Genomic DNA, 18,435 nt, shown 5'->3' with positions numbered 1-18,435 from the left:
TAACACGTTTGTCGGACAAGCAAGGGCTAGCATCGGTCCCATGCAAGACACTTACGACGGCTGCGGCCACTTTCAGCCCTGCACGCCCGGTGCCAGCGCGGTGATCCCCGCCTCGACCGCCGCGGCAACCAACTCCTGGTCATACGCCACCAGCACGTCCGCCTGCAGCCGGATTGCGGTGGCCAGGTGGATGGCGTCAGCGCTCCGGAGCCCGCCGGGCAGTGCGGCCGCGTACATGAGGTCCGAGCGAGCCAGATCCACCAGGTTGATTCCACCCAGCACTGCATTGATCACGTCGGCAGGAAGGCCGCGACGGCGGGCGGCGCAGTGAAGTTCCGTGTACAGAAGCATGGAGGCGACCAGGTGGTTGCCCTCTGCTGCACTCCTCGTGAGATACCCCGCAAGGGCGGCCGATTCAGTCTCCTCGACCACCAATTTGAGGGCCGCGGACGTGTCGAGGTAGACGATCAACGGTCGCCGCGCAGATCTGCGATTATCTCCAGGGTCCCGGCGCTGCTATTAACGCGCGGCAACGATTGGAAATCGACGGCATCCTTGGCCGCCAGCCGAACATTTCCGGACAGCAGCAAGCGTTCGAACGGAGACACCGACGGCGGTATCAGCGTCGCGGCGATCTCGCCGTTGTTGGTGACGTCGATGGTTTCACCGTTCTTTACGCGTTCCAGGATTTTGCTGCTCTGGTTCCGGAGCTCGCGGTGTGGGATCGTAGTCATGATTGCCTCCGTAGCAATCGTAGCACCGAGGCAGAATCCCCGTAGGCCAGGGTTGCACCCGCACTGTGCTGAATACAGTGTGGTGACCCCGCGGCGCCTGACGATGTCCGCCAGCGCCGCGACCCCCTGCTGACGCTACGCCCGCGCTTGGAGGCCCGGGACGCCGTCGTTGATCTGGAACGACGCCTTGGTGCTGACAGGGGATCCCGGCGTCGTGACGTAAAGCTGGCAGCGACAAGCAAGAATGCCTGCCGCATCGCCGGAACCTGCCCGGGCAAGCTGCAGTTTCCTTGGAAAGGCAGGCATTCTCGGCTCGGTACGTTGATGCGTTTCCGCGTCAGCGCGTGCCCTGCGCGTGCGACCTGATGTGCTTGACGCGACTACTGGTTAGGATAAGTGCAAGTGCGATCATGGCGACGCCCAGCAGCAGGTGGAGCCAGTTGTCGTAGCCGTTCAGCGGGACGAAGTTTCCGGCCGATTCCTTGTCAACAACCAGTCCGTAGATCCAGAGAACAAGGTAGATGATCCCGCCGTAGAGCAGGTAGGAGCGGGAGCCTGCCGCGGTCCTGGCCAGGGCAATGCCGGCGACGCCGAAGAGCAGGTGGACGATGTTGTGCAGCACCGAAACCTGGAACAGGCCCAGCAGCATCGCCCCGGAGTCGTGTCCGGCGAATTGCAGCTGAGCGTAGTTGCTGGTCATGCCGGGGACGAAGCCGAGAACTCCGACGAGGAGGAACACCGCGCCGACGGCGAGCGTTGCCTTCTGGACGTTGGTGCGGCCCGCGGTGCTGGTGTTGTTCATTGTGGTCATGATGGTCTCCTATCTAGATACGACGGTTGTTGCAGCCGTTCCGTGCGTCCGGTGGCGGCAACAGCATGTACCTGCTATTCGGACCAGGCTGGGCTGCGGATGGGCCCGAGATTACGTCTTTGCTGCCGCCGGCTATGAACACGCCGATGGCCCGCCTCAGCAGAGGCAGGCCATCGGAAACTCGATTGTGCCGGTCAAAGCCGGGTAAGGCCCCAAGCGCGCTCAGTGACGCTTGAGAACGCCGCAGGCAGCCGGGTCGGTCGCCTCTGCAGGGAGCTTCGGGTCAAGCTCGCTCGCGCCTTTACTGAAGCTGTACTTGCCGTCGTGGTCATAATCCACTCCGTGGATCACCAGAACTCCTTCACCGTCCCGAATGGCTTCGGCGATCTCCTTTGCGGTGCCGAGCCCGCCCGGGCCGGGGTACCCCGTCCCGGCAACGTCCGTGAACCGGATGTTGTTGCGGCTGTAGTTGTATCTGCCGTCCTTAGAGATGGGGAATCGTGTCACATCCAGGAAGCTGGCAGGAGTGGTGTCACCAGTCGTGTTCAGCGACACCACGACGGGCCCGTATGCTGGAACACCCTCGAGGGTGTTCAGCCGTCCGTCTTTGTTGGCGTCCAGCGCTATGGTCGGGCACTCATTGAGGGCCTGGTTGCCGTAGTGGATGTGCTGGGCGTGCGGCGCGTCTGGCGTCAGACCCCTGGCGTGCACTTCGATGTGCTTTATCTTTTCATCGCGGACGACGGCGGTCGCGGTGCCGGAGGCACCGGAGCCGTTGAGCTGTTTCAGGTGAGCGGTCAGGGTGACGGTTTTGTCATTGTCATCTGATTTAGGACTATGGGCCTGCACCGGCCCCGCTGCCAGTGTGGTCGCAGCGATCAAGGCCGCGGCTGAGGCGCCGAGAGCCACCATAGGATATCGTTTCACAATTCGCTCCTTGGTCAGTGGCCAGGGAGGAGATCCCACCGGCCAATTGTGATTCGGAGCACATTGGAGTGCGGATTGGTCCGAGACAGCATTTGCTGCTGCCCGCGTTAGGGCAGGAGCCGCTCCAGCGCCCAGTCCCAACGGATCAGCTCCTGCTCGAGGTGGACGGCCGGTCCATAGCCGTCGTTGCCCAGAGACGTGTAGACGGCGGCTTCCTCGTCCGTCAGCCTCGTCAACATTGCCTGCGACGGGGACGGTTCGCTGCCCCACGCGTCGCGGTGCGCCAGAAGGGTCGCCTCGTCCATCAGCACGCTGTTCACGTGTGGGTGCACCGCGCGGAGCTGATCGAGGATCCGGAAGCCATGGGTATCCAGATCGCCCCAATAGAGGACTTCGCACTCCCGCAGCCAGGCCGCATCCCGCAGCGCCAGAAAGCCGTAACCGCCACCGAAGATGGCCAGTGTGCGGGGCCGCTGCGGCAGGGACAGGAAATTGACGAGGTTTTCGGTGACGATCACCGCCGGAAGAGCCGGCCGTGGTGGAACATTTGGCAGCATGCGGCAACGTGCGGCTGGAACAGGAACGCATCGACTGGAAGACTGCACTGGCGGCACTTGTTCCGACACAGCGTTGGCCGGCTGCACTTCATCTTCTTTCGCTCAGCGGTCCAAGCTTGCGCGGAGGCGCGCCAGGAGCGAGTCCTTGGCAATTCGGTGCAGGAAGCGCACCGCAAATCTGACCACCTGCATCTTTTCCGTGTCTATGTGCGACAACAAACCCTCGTCCACGAACACCGCGCTTGCCTGGAGCTCACATTCTGGCGCCCCGCACACGTCAGTCCGCACCAACGTCGAGTCAACCGCTGACAAGATTCCCGGCCCGGGCACCGACTGGGTAAATGGGCGGGTGAACGCAGACGGCGCCGTCCGATACCGGTGAGGTCACCGGCCAGCAACTGCGTCCACTTTCAGGGCTGGTCCCCGCCGCGCCGACAGTGAACGTTTGTGCAGATGCTCCCGGCTGTCCACTGGCCAGGCTCCCGGAGCAACTAGCTACTCACCAGTAGAAATGGGTGAATCAGGGTGTTTCGCCGGTGGGGAAGAGGCGCCGCTGGGCGGCCCGTTTACGCGCGCATTTGTGCAGTCAACGCCGCTTGGGCTACCAGGCTGCCTAGCATTTAAGGACCGCGGCCACGACTTGCTTGGCACGACGAACCAGCAGCCGCGGCTGGTCCCACCCGCTGACACACGAACAAAGAGGTTTCTATGTCACTGCTCACCAGAACCCTGTCCATCGCCGCCGCCGCGGTCCTCGCCGGCTCCCTTACCGTGGCTCCAGCCCAGGCGGGCACCCTTGACGTTTCCCCGCCCGGCGCCAACGACTGGTCCTGCAAGCCCTCCGCCGAGCACCCCTATCCCGTCATCCTGGTGCCTGGAACCTTCGAAAGCATGGCGAAGAACTGGTCCACTCTGTCGCCCTACCTGAAAAGCTCCGGGTACTGCGTGTTCGCCCTCAACTACGGCGAGACGAACGGTGTGTACGCCACCGCGCCGGTGACCGAATCGGCGAAGGAACTTGCCCCGTTCGTGGACGCCGTACGGGCTGCCACCAGCGCCAAGAAAGTGGATCTGGTGGGCCACAGCCAGGGCGGCATGATGCCCCGCTACTACATGGGCTTTCTGGGCGGAGCCAAGTATGTCCATAAGCTGGTTGGCATCGCACCTTCCAACCACGGCACGAAAGGTGTGATCGTCCCGCCGCCGGGATTCGTCCCGCCTCCGGACTACACCGCCCTGGACTGTGCTTCCTGCGCCGACCAGCAGGCAGGATCGGCATTCATGCAGAAGCTTAACTCCATCGGCGACACCGTTGCGGGACCTTCCTACACCGTCATTTCCACGGTCTACGACGAAGTGGTCATTCCCTACAACAGCCAGTTCCTTAACGGCCCGGCACGGCAGGTCACCAACATCACCATCCAGGACAAGTGCCCGGCCGATCCCATCGAACATGATCAGACGCCGAACGACCCCGTGGTGCACCAGATCGTGGCCCACGCACTGGGACAGGCCTCCGGCCCCGCCGATCCGGCCTACCAGCCCAGCTGCATTTAGTCGGCTTCAGCGCCCCGGACAACGGCCGGGAGACTACGACGGCGGGACCCACCAGATGGTGGGTCCCGCCGTCGGGCGTTGGCGAGCGTTTGCCCAGGGGACCGTCGGGTGCGCCGATTACCGGCCCTCGGCCGCGATTCTTTCGGCCCGCGCCCAGTGGTCCAGGAGCATCGCGGCCAGGCGTGCGGGCTCGATCCGGTGTGGCGGGTCGAAGTGGTGGCGTTCCGCGAAGACCTCAAGCCGGAAGTCCGGGAAGACGCTGGACAGCCGCTGTGCCACCTCGCCGTAATCGTCAGGGTTGCTGAGCGCGCCGAGGGCGAAGAACACCGGCCGGCGGAACTCTTCGAGCCTCCGTCGGTCCAGGTCAAACGTCCTGAACGACTGCAGGAAGGCCCGGATCCCTGCCGGCCGCTTGGCCATCCATGGCGGTGGGTCGCCCCGCGGCGGAAGGACGACGTCGGGCTTGACCCCCAGTCTCATGAATGCGGGCATGAATTGCTCAGGCGGGAGCTCCTCCAGCTCCTCGTACTGCTTCCAGAGCCGGGCATGGGCGGGGCTCCAGTCCCAGTTTCCGGCCCAGGCCGGCTCGAGCAACGCCAGGCTGAGGAGCCGTTCCGGGTGCCGGGCGGTGAACGCCAGCGCGGCCGCTCCGCCACCGGAATAGCCCACAAGGTGGAACGTGTCCCAGCCGCGGGCATCGGCCTCACGGAGCGCCCCGGCAACCTCTGTGTCCAGGCTCCAGCCCGCCGTCGGACTGTCTCCCGCATAGAGTTCCAGGTCCTTGGCGACGGCGTCCACTCCCGGCCCGAGCGCCGCAAGCAGGGCATCGTAGGCCGGGCCGGCGGGAAGCACGCTGCCGGGAAGCAGGATGGCTCGTGACCGTTCCATGGAAAAAGCCTACGCCCGTAGGCCTGGAACGCATCCGGTCACCGGGCCGCGATGTGCCCTGCCACGAACTCCGCATCGTCGCCCACCACTGACAGCGTGGCCGACAGGTGCTTGGTGAGCCAGGGGAGGCCCACGGCGTAGAGGCCCGTGACCTCGGTGAGGCCGCGGGTGTGGCGCGGGTAGTTCCACTCGTCGAGCACCGGGATATCCAGCATGCTGAAGTCGAGGCCGTAGCCGGTGGACCAGATGATCGACGTGACTCCCTCGGCATCAGGGTTGAGGCGTGCTCCCGATTCTGCAGGCAGCCATTCGTCCGCCGGCACGGGTTCAGCGGCAGGTGCGTCTATGCCGGCCGCATCGATGTAGGCGTCAGTCATGAGCTTCAGCCGCTGGCCGAACCCCGCCCCACCAGTGCGAGGCGTCCGGGGAGGTCGTTACTAAAGACGAGTCCGCCGTCGTCCGCTCCCTCAAAGCGGCCGTGGAGCCGGACGCCGCGGCGGCCGAGGTCCCTCAGATGGATGCTGTGGCCGCCGTCGTTGCCGGAGATCAGCGGGTCGCACATGAAGCGCGCCGCTGGGGAGGGGAGCTGATCCGTCTGGAGGCCGTTGATGCCGTACTCGGGGCCGCGGAGGTGGAGCTGCAGGAGCCAGTAGATGTCCTGTCCGCGGTACCGTCGTGGGGCCTCGGGGCAGGCCGAAACGGAAAGGTGGACCTCCCGGCCGGCGTCGAGCAGGTCCTAGTGATCTGCCCGCCGGACTGCCCGGTGCCCACCACCAGCACGGCGCCATCCGGGAGCTGTTGCGGGTTGCGGTAGTCATGGCTGTGCAGCTGGCGGATGTGCCCTGGCATGGCGGCGGCTGCCGGTGGGATCCGCGGGAGCTGAAAGGCGCCGTTCGCGAGGACCACGTTCCGTGCCTGCCAGCGGCCCTGTTTGGTGTCCACGGCGAAGCCGCCGTTTGCCGCGCTCACCCGGGTCACCTCTGTGCCGAGCCGCACCTGTGCTGCGATCCTCGTGGCGTAGTCACGGAAGAGTCCGATCACCTCGCCCCGAGGGAGGAAGGCGTCCGGCTCGGGGCCGTCGTAGGTCAGTTCCGGCAGCATGAGGGAGAAGTTCGGGGTGTTGAGGTAAAACGAATCCCAGCGGTCCTGCCAGGCTCCGCCGAGTGGTGGACGCCGTTCCAGTAGTTGGTGCTCCACGCCGTGCCGGGTCAGCCAATAGCTCGTGGCCAGGCCGGCCTGCCCCGCGCCGATTACCAGAGTGTCGACCTCGTTGTCTGGGTATTCGGCGGGGGAGGGCATGGCTGCTACTTCGCGGCCTTCGCCTTCGGAACCTTGGCGGCCTTCGGCGGCAGCCCGGCCACATGCTCAAACGCCTTCGCCACCCACGCCCTGGCCCGCGCCTCATCGCCGTCGCCTTCGGCATTCCAGATCTCCGGCAATCCGGTATAGCCGCCCATGGGTCGCTCGGCCGGCCCGAATGGAATGGTCCGCTCGGCACTTTCGAGCATCTCCCTGTCCGCCTCGGCCAGCTTCACACCGATGGTGGGGCCGAAAAGACCGGCGAACATGTTGCCGTTCACGAACGCCCCGAGGTTCCCGAACATCGGCTTGATGACCACCTCGGGACGGTCCGGCATCACTGAGCGGAAGTGATCCTTGTCGGCGTCGGACGCTTTCGGCATTTCCATGAGGTACCTCCGGGAACTGATGGTCGACGGACGGGTCTTCCTGCAGGATATGCCCGCGGCTGCGCACGGTATAGACGCCCGGTACACGCGCTGAGCGGTGGAGCTCATCGACTGGATGGGGAGCATGGGAGTCCCAGAAGCCTGGAGCGGCACACGAGCTGCCCGCGACCTCGACGCCACGGCGTCCCGCACGCCTACAAAGAGTGCGTACCGCAGTTCTGGACGCCGAACTCGACGCGGAAGACGCCGCCACGGCTTTCGAACGCGGACTGGCCGAAGCTCCCTGGCAGAACGCAACCTGTCAACAGGGCTGCAGGGTTTTGACGATGCGCCATCCGCACCATCGCGCAGACCTCGATCCGGAGCCGCCACATCTTTGGAACTCAGCGGTAAGGGACTGATGACAGAGCGGCTTCGTCTCGGGCCACGGCCCCTCAAATATAACGAACTGGTAACATAGGGCTAATGCGGAATCAGTCTGGCCAAACACGAGTCACGCAGCTGGATGGCCTCAGGGGGATTGCCGCCCTGGTGGTTGTTGCCTGCCATGTAGTGTCCACGCTCCCGGGAATCGGGGGTGTATTCAGCAACCGATCTGTGGGACTCAGCACCGCGGGCATGTGGGCTGTTTTCTCTCCCCTGCACGTCCTCTGGAACGGGACCCCGGCGGTCCACGTCTTTTTTGTGCTCTCCGGCTTCGTCCTGGTCCTGCCGTTCACCAGGCCGGGCGCGGTCCCGGGCTGGGCACGGTACTACGCCAAGCGTTTCTTCCGCCTTTACATACCGGCGTGGGCATCCTTGGCGGTGGCCGTTGCGTTGATTGCGATCCTTCCCCGGTCGGCATCCCCGTTGCAGAGCCCCTGGGCGGACATATATGTAATCCACCCAAGCATGGGCCAGGTCTTCAAGGACGCACTGCTCCTGCTGAACGCGAGCACCATCAACACCCCGCTGTGGTCGCTAAAATGGGAAGTCGCGTTCTCCCTCCTGCTCCCGGCCTACGTCCTCATGGCCCTCCGCTGGAGACGCTTCTGGCACGTGAAGATCTGCATTGCACTGCTGCTGGCCGTGGCTGGAGCCGTACAAGACCTGGAGTGGCTGTCCTATCTCCCGATCTTCGCCATCGGGGCCATTCTCGGCGCAGAGCGTGAGCGGATCCGTGAACTGACCCGATCCTGGCCGCGCTTCGTCTGGTTCTTCGTGGCCGCCGCTGGCCTCTTCCTGGCGAACGCCGAATGGATCAGCCCCGAGCAACCGATCCCCGGCGTCGAGGCCGTTGTTACAGTGGGCGCGACGCTGATCGTCCTGCTGTTCGTGTCCTGCAGCTCGGCCAAGAGGCTGGGAGACACGGCCGCCGCTCAATGGCTGGGACGCGTGTCCTTCAGCCTCTACCTGGTGCACCTTCCGATCATTCTTGCCGGCGTCACATTGCTTCGATCAGTCTCGCTTCCCCTGGCTCTCGCGGTCTCCGTCGCCGCCTCGTTCGCGGCGGCCGAGCTGTTCTACCGCTACGTGGAACAACCCGCCCACCGGCTCTCGATGGCCGCAGGACGTGCTGTGGGGCGCCGGATCCGCCGCGATGCCCGCACGGACAGCCCGGATGGCCCAACCGTCCGCCCCATGGCGGAGGCGACGTCGGGCCACCGCCGGTAAGTGGCCGGGCGGGCACCTGGAACTCATCGCGCTTGCGCTTGACCTCTGGTCTTTCCCCCGCCGAGAAGCCGCTCCGAAGCCCAGTCCCAGCGGACCAGCTCCTGTTCCAGCCGGACTGACTGCCCGAACTGATTACTGCCCAACGCGTCATAGAGCGCAGACTCCTCGGCGGTGAGCCTGCCGAGCGCGGCCCGGGAAGGAGCTGGCTCGCTGCCCCAGATATCACGATGTGCCAATAGGGTGGCCTGGTCCATCAGCACGCTGACCACGTGGGGATGGACCGCCCGGAGCTGGTCGAGGATCCGGAAGCCGTGGGTATCCAGATCGCCCCAGTACCAGACCTCGCAGTCGCGGAGCCAGCCGGCGTCCTGCAGTGATGAGAACCCGTATCCGCCGCCGTAAATGGCCAGCCCGCCGGGCACTTCCGTTAGGGCCAGGAAGTTGACCAGGTTTTCGGTGACGATCACTCGTTGGAACGGCAGGTTCAGGGTGCTGAACGCCTCGGCCGTGACGGTCAGATCCCTGGCCTCGCCCAGCAGCGGCATTCCGGGGTCCAGGGCCCGGAACCTGACGAGCTCGGGCGGGTGCAGGAAACCGTGCCGCGCGGCGAAGCGTGCCGCCGGCGTCCGGGCCGGTGCCTGGCCCAGCAACGCCCCTGGCTCTGCGGCCACTTCCGGAAGGACGGCATCTTCCGCAGCGTCCACTGGGAGCCGCGGGTCTGCGCGCTGCTCCGCAGCCAGTTCATCAATCACTTTCCGGTGGTGCTCGATGAACTTGGTATGTACTCCGGGCAGGCTGAGCTGCCGCACGTAGACGCCCGGTTCCGGGTTGTCCCGCAGCCACAGCGCAACCCGGGCCGCGGTCAGAGCGTCACCGCCCAGTTCCAGCAGCCGCAATGGCCGCCTCAGTGCCCACGCGCGGAAGGCAGGCTCCATGGCCGACAACCCCTCGACGAGCTCACGGAACCGGGCCGCGTCCTTCGACTTGCCCACAAACGCAATCTCATCACCCGTGGAGCCAAACACTGCCGCGGCAGGCAACAGGTTGGGTCCGATGGTTGTGCGGCCCACCTCCGCGGTGTCCAGTGCGAAGTGACCAGTGGCCGCAAACAACTCCGCCGCCCACGCTCGTGCCGCCGTGTAGTCGCTCCGGAGGGTGGCCGCCGTCGGGCGTTTCAGCGGACGGCGGCGCGGATACACACCCGAGGGTTCCAGCAGTTCGCGCAGCAGCGCTCCGCTGTCCCAGGCCTTCTGCGACTGGGCGCGGAGCATCGCCAGCGTGGTCCAGCCCTGTGCCCTGCCGGCCGACGACTCAGCCGGCACGCCGGTCCCGCTCGTCCCGGTATTCCTGGATGGTCATGTTGCGCAGCTGGGAATCGTCGCCGTTGGTGTTGGCCACGAATCCCACGTGCGACACGAACGGCTCGATCACATGGATCTTCTGCAGCGGGGTGACGATCAGCAGCTGCAGCTTCATCCGCTGGAACAGTTCCAGGCCATACCGCGCGGACTCATCCGAGCCGCGGCCGAACGCCTCGTCAATGACCACAAACCGGAAACTCCGCCCGCTGCCCGCGTTTTTGCCGGCATTCTTGCCGGCATTCTTGCCGGACGCCAGACCGAACTGGAACGCCAGGGCCGCGGCGAGGATGGTGTAGGCGAGCTTCTCCTTCTGGCCGCCGGACTTGCCGCCGGAGTCGGTGAAATGCTCGAACTCCTCACCGGTCTCGGTCCACTTCTCCGAGGCGGAAAACGTGAACCAGTTCCGCACATCAGTGACCTTGGCGGTCCACCGCTCGTCGAGCGTGGTGTAGCCGTCCCGGCCCCGGAAGCGCTCGATCAGCCGCTCCACCTGCAGGTACTTCTGCTCCGAGTACTGGTCCTCGTCGCCGATGGTCCCTTCCGAACAGGCCCGCAGATCCATCCCGAACTGGCGCACATCCAGGTCCGTGGTGTTCTGGTGCTCCAGCTGGATATGACGGCCGGGGTTGTACTCAATCCCGGCCAGGGACAGGTTGATTTCGCCGATCCGGTTCACGATATCCTGGCGGCGGCTGTCCAGGAACGCGTTGAAGGCCACCACCTCGTGGATGGTGTTCTGGTTCAGCGACTCCTTGAAATGCGCCTCGAACCGGGGCAGGTCGTTGCTGACCAGCTGCTCCAGGAGCCGGTTGAAGTCCCCGGCGGACTCGAGCGCGGCGTCGATGTCGGTGGTCTCGTTCGGGTACTTGTTCCGGAAATCGGCCATCAGCCGCACGGTGGTTTCCGCCGCACGGGCAATCCGTTTGGACAGGGCATCGATGGTGTCCGTCAGCCCGGACCGCACGGCGCTTTCCACCGTGCCGGTGTTCTTATAGGTGAGCGGCTTGTCGCCGAGGACAGCGCCGGCGAGCTTGGCGACGGCGGCCAGCACACCGGCGTCGTCCGCCTCTTTGGAGTTTGCCAGGGGAGTCTCCGCGAGAATCCCGCGGCATTCCTCGATCGCCTCGGCGATGTCCTTGGCGGCACCCTCATTGGACCCGACGCGGCGCTGGACGTCATCGGCCCGCGACTCGAGGCGCCCCAGCCGCGAACTTACCTCGGCTTCCTTGGCCGTCAGCTGCCGCAGCACATCGCTGGCGGACTCGAGCTCGCGCTTCTCCGCCTTGAGGTCCTCGATGCGGCGGGCGGTGAGCTGCCAGCTGATCTCGGCGAAATCGGCCACCCCGCGGATGGTGCCCAGTTGCTGGTTCTGCCGGCCGAGCGCGCCCAGGGCAGCATTGACCTTGACGAGCTGGCCTGCGACGACGCTGAGCTGGCCCTTGACCTCATCCTGTTCGGCGCGGAAGCGGCTGATTTTGTCGTGGTTGTCCCAGCCGAGCACATAGTTGCGCCGGTCCGCCAGGTCCCGGCGGTCATCCTTCTCGTGCCGGCCCCTGCCGCCCTTGAGCTGGCCGTTGGCGGTCAGCGCCTTGGGGTAGCGGCGGAAGTCCGCCAGATTATCGCAGCAGAAGTAGTCGAACCGGCTGCTGAGTTCATCAAGCAGGAAATCGCGGAACGGCGTGCCCTGCTTGATGGCGATCTTCGCGGCCAGGGTCCCCGGCTCGGCGGCCTTGGGCGCGTACGATTCGCCGATCTTCAGGTACACCAGCCGGCCGCGGAGGTTGTTGCCGTCCACCCAGCTGCTCACCGCGGCATAGTGCTCGGAAGGCACCAGCAGCGAGAGTGCAAAGCCGTGCAGCGTGCGTTCCGCGGCGCCCTCCCACGCGGCTTCGCCGTCGCGGACCCGCAGCAGCTCGCCGGCATACGGCAGCTCGGTCTCCTTGATTCCGGTCCCGTCACACAGCCGACGGCGGAGCTCCAGTTGCGGACGCGGCAGCAGGTTGGGGCGGGACTGCAGGCTGGTCAGCTCGGCAGCGATGTCGCCCGCATGTCCCGTCAGCGCCGTGCGCGTCATGGTCAGCTCGGTGCGGCTGTCCTGCAGCCCATCCGAGCGGGTGCCGAGCTCCGCCTCCACCTCGGTGAGCCGGGCCCGGTTGGCGTCGAAGAGCACCCGGTCCTCCGGGACCTGCAGGCCAAGGTCTGCCGCGGCGGCGGTGTAGTTCTCGAACCGCGCCCGCTGGCTCCGGGATTCCTCGCCGAGCCGGGCGGCTTCGGCATCGATGGCGGCCAGGCGCCCGCCGCCGTTGCTGCGGATGTCCTCCTGGACAGCGGACAAGTCGTGGCGGAGCTGGGTGATTTCGGTGGCGAGTTTGCTGCTGTCTTCCTGCAGTCTGACCCCCGTGCTCCGCAGTTCCGTCTGGTGTTCGAGGCTCAGCTTCAGGCGCTGGTCGGTGAACCACGGATGCAGCTTGTCCCGCTGCGCGCGGGCCAGCTCGTCCTCGCCGCTCAGTTTCGCGTGCTGGGCGGAGCCGTCCTGGATGGGCGTCAGCAGGGCGATCTGGTCCTTGGCCCGCAGCACCGCGTCGTGGGCTTTTTTCAGGTCATCAAAGTGGTGGATGAGGTTGCCGATCCGGGCGGCGACGTCGTCCTCCTCGAGCATGTTGGTGCGCACGAAGTGGGTGATGTTCTCCACCTGCTTCATGGACACCGTGCGGTGGAACAGGTCCATGGCCTGGTTCCCGGTGATGCCGAACTGCCTCTTGAACGCCGCGGCGTAGGGGTCGAAGGAATCGTGGACAACTACGCCCGCGGCCTTGAGTTTCTTCTTCAGTTTGGCCGGGTCCTGGCCGAAGTTCGCGAAGTCCTCCGCGATGGACTGATCGGTTTCGGCCAGCGAGTAGAAGCGGTTGGGCTGGCCCGCTTCCTGCATGGCCCAGAGCGTGATGGCCAGGGTGACCGACTTGCCCAGCACGGCGTTGTGGAAAACGCCCAGCACCACGGTCAGCTGGCCCGTCCCGCGCAGCGCCACCGGCTTGGAGTATTCGCCGCCGGTGCTGCGGGTGCTCTTGTGGAACCCCCGCACATAGGACATCAGGGTGCGTTCCTTTTTCTGCGCACCCGCGGCCTTGTTGTACTCGATCCGGTTGGCAGGCAGCAGCAGGGTGGTGATGGCGTCCACCACCGTGGACTTTCCGGAGCCGATGTCACCGGTGAGGAGGCTGTTGGAGCCGTCCAGCCGGAAGGTGCGGATCCCCTGGTGGAAGGTGCCCCAATTGAGCAGCTCCAGACGGTGCAGCCGGAAGCCCGGGGGAGTACCGGCGTCGTCCGCTTTTTCATCCAGGCTGAAAAGGCTGTCCTGCAGCTCAGTGTTAGTCAGCTCAGTGTTAGTCAGCTCAGTGGTCATTTGCTTTCCACCTCCGTTTTCCCGGTGCCGGCAGCCGCCGTCCCTGCGAGCGACGAGCGGTAGTCCGCCAGCCGCGCGTCGAACTCCTCCAGCCACTGGGCGTCCACATAGGCCTTGAGGATGCGGGCCACCTCGTACGTGCCCGTCTGTCCGCGCAGTTTCCGCAGGAAACCGAGCTCCACCACCTTCTTGATGTTGGCCCCGAGCTGGTCCAGGATCCGGGCCTCGTTGCTGGATTCGGGCAGGAAGACCGAGACCATGTCCGCAATGTCCTGCTCCGTCATGATGAGCCGGAGCTCGCTGCTGTTGGTGTCAAACTCCAGCATCCGGCCGCGCAGCAGTGCCAGCAGCAGGCTGACATTGAAGGTCAGAGGGCGCCGGGGGATCAGCCGGGGGAGGGTGCCGTCAAGATCCTCCCGCGACTTCAGGAACGCGTAGCCCTCGGACTCGTCCAGGATCAGGTCCAGGCCTAGCACGGCAACGTAGTCGCGGACATGGGAGGCCAGGCCCAGCAGCGACTGCCAGACCTTTTCATCGCCTTCGGCGTAGACCACCCCCTTGAAGAGCCTGGTGACGACGCCGGGAAGCTCCTCCGGTGTGCGGGCTTCCGTTTCTGCGGCGGGGTTCATGCGGGCCTCACAAAGATGATCTGGTCAATGGTGGCTTCCCGGATGCTGCCGTCCGGCAGGGACCAGGACAGCTGCTGGGACGATTCGGGGTTGATGCTGGCCCAGTCTGACTCCGTGGCCAGCTGGTAGTAGGCGACGATTTCGGCCAGGCCCTGTGAGAGCGGATGGGCATCGGCGATCTCCGCGAGGCTGGCCTGCTCCGCATCGCCAAGTACGGCGTCGATATTGGATTTCAGCCGCTCCGTGTCCACATGGAACTGACTGAACAGCGCGCCCGCGTCCACATCCGTGTCATCGGCGGCAACCGCGTTGTCATCCACCATGATCCTCCGGCTCGGTTCATACAGGGGCCGTTCAAAGGGCAGCGCGACGTCCACGGACGGTGCGGCCACTTCAATAAAAACGCCCGACGGCGGCGCCTCCCGGGTGGCCAGCGCACCCGACTCGACGCTCCGGATCAGCTGCATGATGCGTTTGTTCTCGAGGAAGACCTTGTCATCGAGCAGCCGCCGCATCTGCTGGGAGAGCTGGCGGACCGTGGCCTGGGTCTGCTCGACGGCGGGCAGCCAGTCCTGGTGCAGATTGGCCACGGCGTTGAGGTTGTCCATGTTGGCGAGGGCCTCGATCTGGGTGGCCCGCTCCAGCAGGTCCCGCAGTTCAGTGCGCAACTGCGGGGACATCAGATAGTCCCAGAAGCCCTGGAAGGTCCGGCCCTGCAGGGAGCTGCTGATGTCCTGCTGGTTGGCGAAGATCGAGGCCAGCAGCTCGCCCTGTGTCCCGTCCCAGGTGGCGATCTGTTCGCGGACCTGGCGGTCCAGCTTGCGGAAGTTCTGTTCGACCTCCCGGAAGTCGGAGAGCAGGTCCTTGGCGAGTGCCGTCAGTTGCTGGAAGTGGTCCAGGGCTTCGGGGGCGCTCATGACGCGGATGTTGCCGTCGCGGATCCGCTGCATCTCGGCGTCGATCCCGTCGCGTTGGCGCTGGAGCTCTTCGAGCCGGACCTCGGGGTCCGTTTCCGACTGCTGGACGAGCTGTTTTAGTACGGCGAAGATGCTGGTCAGCCGTGACTGGGTGGCCACAAAGTCCCGGCCGCGCAGGCTCTCCACCCAGCGGACTACATCCTCCGCGGTAGCTGTGAGATCGTAGCGCGGCTCGTCCTGGCCGGGAAGGTAGTACTTCCGCAGCCAGGCCTTCTCCGGTGCGGCCCAGTCGTCCAGGTATTCCGATGCCTGGCGCGGGAACTTCTCCTCGCCGTAGGCATCCCGCAGTCCGAACAGCACATCATCCAGGACATCGATGAGCTGCTGGCGGCCGATGTTGCGCTGGTTCGGCCCTGTGAACGCGGCCATGAAAAGGGACACGGCCAGAGGGGCGTTCTGGGCGCGCAGCAGCTGCCAACCTGCGTGGTTGTCACGCAGCGAACTGATTGCGTAGTAGTCCATCCGATCCTTGGTTGCAGGGGTTTCTGACTTCAGCGTCAGCTCTTGGGCTGCTTCCAATGATAATTGCACCCGGGCGGCCCGAACGGAACGGCGGCGGCATGCCTTGTGCCGCGCTCGCCTTGTGCCGCGCTCGCCTTGTGCCGCGCTCGCCTTGTGCCGCGCTCGCCTTGTGCGGCGCTCGCCTGGGGCGGCCGGCGGACACCAGCTTGGTGGAGGATTAGTGCTGAACGGTGTGTTCACCCCGGGCTTTGCGTTCCGTCCGATGATGGGATTCGTGTGTTCTCTCCTCATGCACCACCACAACAGGACAGTCGGCATGCGATACGCAGGCGGAGCTCACCGACCCCAGATGCAGGCCCCTGAAGCCGCCGCGGCCTCGCCGTCCCACCACGATCATCTGGGCCATGGAGCCCTCTTCAACGAGCTTTTCCGCAGCGGGCCCCCGCACCAGTTTGGTAGCGACATCAGGGGCCGTTTCGGTCCCGAATGCCTTCGTCACGACCTCAGAAAGTCTCCGGGCCGCGGCGCCCTGGTAGGCTGCGAAATCCGGTGGGACATAACCTGCGTAGATTTGGGGGAAATCCCAGCAGAGCACTGCGTGCACCTGTGCGTCGAGCGCCGGTGCCAGCCGAGCCGCCAGGCGCAACGCGGCGACTGAGGACTCGGATCCGTCAACCCCTACAACGATCCGGCTTGCTTCCGTATCCATCAGTGTTCTCCTTTACTCCTGCAGCGCCGCCTGCTGGCGCTGACGATTCATGGTGGAATGGGTGCCCGGACCGGCGGTGGAGATGCGTGTACGGTGCGCGGTTCGGGGCCCCGGCGGGCGGGTCTCTGTCCGGATTTCTGGGTAATTCGTTGATCTTCTTTGCTCTAAGAATGGCAGAGCGGGACCGGTAATAACAGGGATCAAAAGGGGCCGCGCGGCATTCTTGGCGACCGCCCTCGACATGGCTCTCCCGTACGATCTGCCGCCGTCGAAAGGGCGGTGATCACTTGGTGGGAAGGGGCGGTGGGAATCTCGTGTACAGTAGAGACCGTTGTTGTGTTTGAGTATTTGGTAGTTCAGAGCATTACGCGCGGTTGCAAGACCGCGTTCTTCTGAAGTAGCGGTGAAAAACACCCCACACCGGAGGACCCGACAGTCGGGACTTCTTCTCCACCTTCACGAAGGACAAAAATAATGGCTACAGGTACCGTCAAATGGTTCAACGCTGAAAAGGGCTTCGGCTTCATTTCCCCCGATGACTCCTCACAGGACGTCTTCGCACACTACTCCGCGATCGCCTCTTCCGGCTTCCGCTCACTCGAAGAGAACCAGAAGGTCTCCTTCGAAACCGAGCAGGGCCCCAAGGGTCCTCAGGCCGTAAACATCCAGGCTCTCTAAGACTTAGTTTCTAACTAACTCTTCTGAGTCCGGAACCGCAAGGTTTCTAGCAGGGCCGGTCATTGACCGGCCCTGCTTTTGCGTTAAGCGGTGATGACGGGTTTCGACAAGCTCAACCAGCGGAGGTTTCGACAGGCTCGATCACCTTGGTGTAGCCGGACGTGAGCGGGCCGGCATCACCGCACGCGCCGTCCCGGCGGACCTGGACCGCCGCAGCACGAGGCGACTGGCAGGAATCGGCCGACCACGCCGTCGTCGAGCTTAACTGCTCGTCAAGGCCTTCAAAGCTGCGGGCCTGGCTGCGCAGGGCGATGTTGTTAACGGTGAATTGTGTCCCCATGCCGTACATCGTGCCAGTTCAGGGCTGAGGTCCGCTGCGGGAAATCTGCGCCTGTGGATAACGCCGGGGGACTGGGTAAGGTTGCGGAAGGCGCCTGTTCGAACCGCAAGGTTGGACAGGTTCAACCACAGGGAACGTCGACGAGCTTGATTTCGACAAGCTCTATCACCGTACACAAGCTCAATCACCGTACAGAGGACACATCAATGCCTGCACGCACCATCGTCATCACCGGAGCCAGCGACGGCATCGGGGCAGCAGCCGCGCGGGCCCTGGCGAAGGCAGGGGAGCGGGTGGTCGTCGTCGGGCGGTCTGCGGAGAAGACTAAGGCGGTGGCGGAAGAACTGGGTGCCGACTACTTCGTCTGCGACTTCGCGGACCTGTCCCAGGTGCGCTCGCTGGCCGTTGCGCTGAAGGAAAAGTACCCGCGGATCGACGTCCTGGCCAACAACGCCGGCGGCATCATGGGCCGGCGCGAACTCACCGTGGACGGGCACGAGAAGACCTTCCAGGTCAACCACCTGGCACCGTTCCTGCTGACCACCGGGCTGATCGATGTGCTCACTGCCAGCCGCGCGACGGTCATCAACACCTCCAGCGGCGCCAACTCCTTCGGCAGGCTGGACCTGGACGACCTCGACGCCGCCCGCAAATACTCCACCAACCGCGCCTACGGCAACGGCAAACTTGCCAACATCCTCTTCACCTCGGAGCTCCGCCACCGCTACGGCGAGGCAGGAATTTCGACGGCGGCGTTCCACCCGGGCGGGGTGGCCACCAACTTCGCGGCCGAATCCACCAGCCCCATGCGGTTCGCCTACAAGACCGTCCTCAGCCGCTTCCTGCTCACGCCCGAGGAAGGCGCGGACACGCTGGTGTGGCTCGCCAACGGCAAGGCCGGAACTGACTGGATCTCCGGCGCGTACTACGCCAAGCGGGCGCTCGCCAAGGCCAACCCGCAGGCCTACGACGCGGATTTGGCGCGGGAGCTGTGGGACCGGAGTGCCGAGATGGTCAGGGGCTGATCTCGACAGGCTCGATCACCGGGTGGCAGGCTCGAT

The 18,435-nt window shown here is 65.1% G+C and carries 21 protein-coding genes; 4 read left to right on the top strand and 17 right to left on the bottom strand.

All coding sequences use genetic code 11. From position 1 onward, the window contains the following. Window positions 1–72 precede the first annotated feature (72 nt). The 6 genes from V3C33_01920 to V3C33_01895 all read right to left on the bottom strand — a co-directional run bounded on the left by V3C33_01920 (window position 73) and on the right by V3C33_01895 (window position 3,029). The gene (locus tag V3C33_01920) at window positions 73–471 is read right to left on the bottom strand and encodes a type II toxin-antitoxin system VapC family toxin (protein ID XAS68117.1); all 399 of its coding nucleotides are present in this window, start codon (window positions 469–471) and stop codon (window positions 73–75) included. Next, window positions 468–734, bottom strand: a complete 267-nt coding sequence (locus tag V3C33_01915) for a type II toxin-antitoxin system prevent-host-death family antitoxin (protein ID XAS68116.1) — start codon at window positions 732–734, stop codon at window positions 468–470. Before V3C33_01915 ends, V3C33_01920 begins: the two co-directional genes overlap by 4 nt. Before the next feature lie 135 nt (window positions 735–869). Beyond that, a complete protein-coding gene (locus V3C33_01910) occupies window positions 870–1,040 on the bottom strand; it encodes a hypothetical protein (protein XAS68115.1) in 171 nt (56 codons plus the stop codon). A 31-nt stretch (window positions 1,041–1,071) separates the two neighbouring features. Continuing rightward, window positions 1,072–1,545 (bottom strand): DUF4383 domain-containing protein, encoded by a 474-nt coding sequence (locus tag V3C33_01905; GenBank protein ID XAS68114.1) that lies wholly within the window; start codon window positions 1,543–1,545, stop codon window positions 1,072–1,074. 222 nt (window positions 1,546–1,767) lie between these two features. Further along, complete coding sequence (locus tag V3C33_01900) at window positions 1,768–2,472, bottom strand: hypothetical protein (protein XAS68113.1); 705 nt, start codon at window positions 2,470–2,472, stop codon at window positions 1,768–1,770. Window positions 2,473–2,579: 107 nt separating this feature from the next. Further along, a complete protein-coding gene (locus V3C33_01895) occupies window positions 2,580–3,029 on the bottom strand; it encodes a DUF2220 domain-containing protein (GenBank protein ID XAS68112.1) in 450 nt (149 codons plus the stop codon). 708 nt (window positions 3,030–3,737) lie between these two features. Between V3C33_01895 and V3C33_01890 the strand changes: the two genes are divergently transcribed. Next, window positions 3,738–4,586 (top strand): alpha/beta fold hydrolase, encoded by an 849-nt coding sequence (locus V3C33_01890; GenBank protein XAS68111.1) that lies wholly within the window; start codon window positions 3,738–3,740, stop codon window positions 4,584–4,586. 117 nt (window positions 4,587–4,703) lie between these two features. Here the strand turns inward: V3C33_01890 and V3C33_01885 are convergent, their stop codons facing one another. The 5 genes from V3C33_01885 to V3C33_01865 are packed head-to-tail and all read right to left on the bottom strand — an operon-like array spanning window position 4,704 to window position 7,162. Next, window positions 4,704–5,474 carry an alpha/beta hydrolase gene (locus tag V3C33_01885; protein XAS68110.1) on the bottom strand — a complete coding sequence of 257 codons (771 nt, stop codon included), beginning with the start codon at window positions 5,472–5,474 and terminating at the stop codon, window positions 4,704–4,706. Between the two features lie 38 nt (window positions 5,475–5,512). Further along, complete coding sequence (locus V3C33_01880; protein ID XAS68109.1) at window positions 5,513–5,851, bottom strand: hypothetical protein; 339 nt, start codon at window positions 5,849–5,851, stop codon at window positions 5,513–5,515. A 5-nt stretch (window positions 5,852–5,856) separates the two neighbouring features. Beyond that, window positions 5,857–6,036 carry a hypothetical protein gene (locus V3C33_01875; protein ID XAS68108.1) on the bottom strand — a complete coding sequence of 60 codons (180 nt, stop codon included), beginning with the start codon at window positions 6,034–6,036 and terminating at the stop codon, window positions 5,857–5,859. Beyond that, a complete protein-coding gene (locus V3C33_01870; protein ID XAS68107.1) occupies window positions 6,021–6,773 on the bottom strand; it encodes an NAD(P)/FAD-dependent oxidoreductase in 753 nt (250 codons plus the stop codon). The genes V3C33_01875 and V3C33_01870 overlap by 16 nt, the downstream gene beginning before the upstream one ends. Window positions 6,774–6,778: 5 nt before the next feature. Then, window positions 6,779–7,162, bottom strand: a complete 384-nt coding sequence (locus V3C33_01865) for a TfoX/Sxy family protein (protein XAS68106.1) — start codon at window positions 7,160–7,162, stop codon at window positions 6,779–6,781. A gap of 465 nt (window positions 7,163–7,627) precedes the next feature. On the opposite strand from V3C33_01865, the gene V3C33_01860 reads away from it, so the two are divergent. Beyond that, window positions 7,628–8,815, top strand: a complete 1,188-nt coding sequence (locus V3C33_01860) for an acyltransferase (GenBank protein XAS68105.1) — start codon at window positions 7,628–7,630, stop codon at window positions 8,813–8,815. 23 nt (window positions 8,816–8,838) lie between these two features. On the opposite strand, the gene V3C33_01855 is transcribed toward V3C33_01860, so the two are convergent. From V3C33_01855 to V3C33_01835, 5 genes are all read right to left on the bottom strand, one after another. Then, entirely contained in the window at window positions 8,839–10,137 is a 1,299-nt protein-coding gene (locus V3C33_01855) for a Wadjet anti-phage system protein JetD domain-containing protein (protein ID XAS68104.1), read from the bottom strand. Continuing rightward, a complete protein-coding gene (locus tag V3C33_01850; protein ID XAS68103.1) occupies window positions 10,127–13,579 on the bottom strand; it encodes an ATP-binding protein in 3,453 nt (1,150 codons plus the stop codon). Before V3C33_01850 ends, V3C33_01855 begins: the two co-directional genes overlap by 11 nt. Further along, on the bottom strand, window positions 13,576–14,208 hold the full coding sequence (locus V3C33_01845) for a DUF4194 domain-containing protein (GenBank protein ID XAS68102.1): 633 nt from the start codon (window positions 14,206–14,208) through the stop codon (window positions 13,576–13,578). The genes V3C33_01850 and V3C33_01845 overlap by 4 nt, the downstream gene beginning before the upstream one ends. Then, a complete protein-coding gene (locus V3C33_01840) occupies window positions 14,205–15,647 on the bottom strand; it encodes a DUF3375 domain-containing protein (GenBank protein ID XAS68101.1) in 1,443 nt (480 codons plus the stop codon). The genes V3C33_01845 and V3C33_01840 overlap by 4 nt, the downstream gene beginning before the upstream one ends. 217 nt (window positions 15,648–15,864) lie before the next feature. Beyond that, complete coding sequence (locus tag V3C33_01835) at window positions 15,865–16,356, bottom strand: universal stress protein (protein XAS68100.1); 492 nt, start codon at window positions 16,354–16,356, stop codon at window positions 15,865–15,867. Between the two features lie 474 nt (window positions 16,357–16,830). Here V3C33_01835 and V3C33_01830 point away from each other — a divergent pair, with 474 nt between their 5' ends. Further along, window positions 16,831–17,034 carry a cold-shock protein gene (locus V3C33_01830; GenBank protein ID XAS68099.1) on the top strand — a complete coding sequence of 68 codons (204 nt, stop codon included), beginning with the start codon at window positions 16,831–16,833 and terminating at the stop codon, window positions 17,032–17,034. A 112-nt stretch (window positions 17,035–17,146) separates the two neighbouring features. Here V3C33_01830 and V3C33_01825 read toward each other — a convergent pair whose 3' ends face one another. Further along, window positions 17,147–17,374 carry a hypothetical protein gene (locus tag V3C33_01825; protein XAS68098.1) on the bottom strand — a complete coding sequence of 76 codons (228 nt, stop codon included), beginning with the start codon at window positions 17,372–17,374 and terminating at the stop codon, window positions 17,147–17,149. Between the two features lie 206 nt (window positions 17,375–17,580). Between V3C33_01825 and V3C33_01820 the strand changes: the two genes are divergently transcribed. Further along, entirely contained in the window at window positions 17,581–18,399 is an 819-nt protein-coding gene (locus V3C33_01820) for an SDR family NAD(P)-dependent oxidoreductase (GenBank protein ID XAS68097.1), read from the top strand. Window positions 18,400–18,435: the final 36 nt, after the last annotated feature.

Source organism: Micrococcaceae bacterium Sec5.7, from assembly GCA_039636785.1.
In the GTDB taxonomy this organism is placed as follows: Bacteria; Actinomycetota; Actinomycetes; order Actinomycetales; family Micrococcaceae; genus Arthrobacter.
Note: the sequence above shows the minus strand (reverse complement) of the source record. Positions and strands in the feature narration are given on the sequence as shown.

What these genes read in the sequence shown, in the direction of transcription:
- V3C33_01915 (XAS68116.1), bottom strand. Translation starts at nt 734, where the DNA reads ATGACTACGATCCCACACCGCGAGCTCCGGAACCAGAGCAGCAAAATC.
- V3C33_01910 (XAS68115.1), bottom strand. Translation starts at nt 1,040, where the DNA reads ATGCCTGCCTTTCCAAGGAAACTGCAGCTTGCCCGGGCAGGTTCCGGC.
- V3C33_01905 (XAS68114.1), bottom strand. Translation starts at nt 1,545, where the DNA reads ATGACCACAATGAACAACACCAGCACCGCGGGCCGCACCAACGTCCAG.
- V3C33_01895 (XAS68112.1), bottom strand. Translation starts at nt 3,029, where the DNA reads ATGCTGCCAAATGTTCCACCACGGCCGGCTCTTCCGGCGGTGATCGTC.
- V3C33_01890 (XAS68111.1), top strand. Translation starts at nt 3,738, where the DNA reads ATGTCACTGCTCACCAGAACCCTGTCCATCGCCGCCGCCGCGGTCCTC.
- V3C33_01885 (XAS68110.1), bottom strand. Translation starts at nt 5,474, where the DNA reads ATGGAACGGTCACGAGCCATCCTGCTTCCCGGCAGCGTGCTTCCCGCC.
- V3C33_01880 (XAS68109.1), bottom strand. Translation starts at nt 5,851, where the DNA reads ATGACTGACGCCTACATCGATGCGGCCGGCATAGACGCACCTGCCGCT.
- V3C33_01875 (XAS68108.1), bottom strand. Translation starts at nt 6,036, where the DNA reads ATGTGCGACCCGCTGATCTCCGGCAACGACGGCGGCCACAGCATCCAT.
- V3C33_01870 (XAS68107.1), bottom strand. Translation starts at nt 6,773, where the DNA reads ATGCCCTCCCCCGCCGAATACCCAGACAACGAGGTCGACACTCTGGTA.
- V3C33_01865 (XAS68106.1), bottom strand. Translation starts at nt 7,162, where the DNA reads ATGGAAATGCCGAAAGCGTCCGACGCCGACAAGGATCACTTCCGCTCA.
- V3C33_01860 (XAS68105.1), top strand. Translation starts at nt 7,628, where the DNA reads ATGCGGAATCAGTCTGGCCAAACACGAGTCACGCAGCTGGATGGCCTC.
- V3C33_01850 (XAS68103.1), bottom strand. Translation starts at nt 13,579, where the DNA reads ATGACCACTGAGCTGACTAACACTGAGCTGACTAACACTGAGCTGCAG.
- V3C33_01845 (XAS68102.1), bottom strand. Translation starts at nt 14,208, where the DNA reads ATGAACCCCGCCGCAGAAACGGAAGCCCGCACACCGGAGGAGCTTCCC.
- V3C33_01840 (XAS68101.1), bottom strand. Translation starts at nt 15,647, where the DNA reads ATGGACTACTACGCAATCAGTTCGCTGCGTGACAACCACGCAGGTTGG.
- V3C33_01835 (XAS68100.1), bottom strand. Translation starts at nt 16,356, where the DNA reads ATGGATACGGAAGCAAGCCGGATCGTTGTAGGGGTTGACGGATCCGAG.
- V3C33_01830 (XAS68099.1), top strand. Translation starts at nt 16,831, where the DNA reads ATGGCTACAGGTACCGTCAAATGGTTCAACGCTGAAAAGGGCTTCGGC.
- V3C33_01825 (XAS68098.1), bottom strand. Translation starts at nt 17,374, where the DNA reads ATGGGGACACAATTCACCGTTAACAACATCGCCCTGCGCAGCCAGGCC.
- V3C33_01820 (XAS68097.1), top strand. Translation starts at nt 17,581, where the DNA reads ATGCCTGCACGCACCATCGTCATCACCGGAGCCAGCGACGGCATCGGG.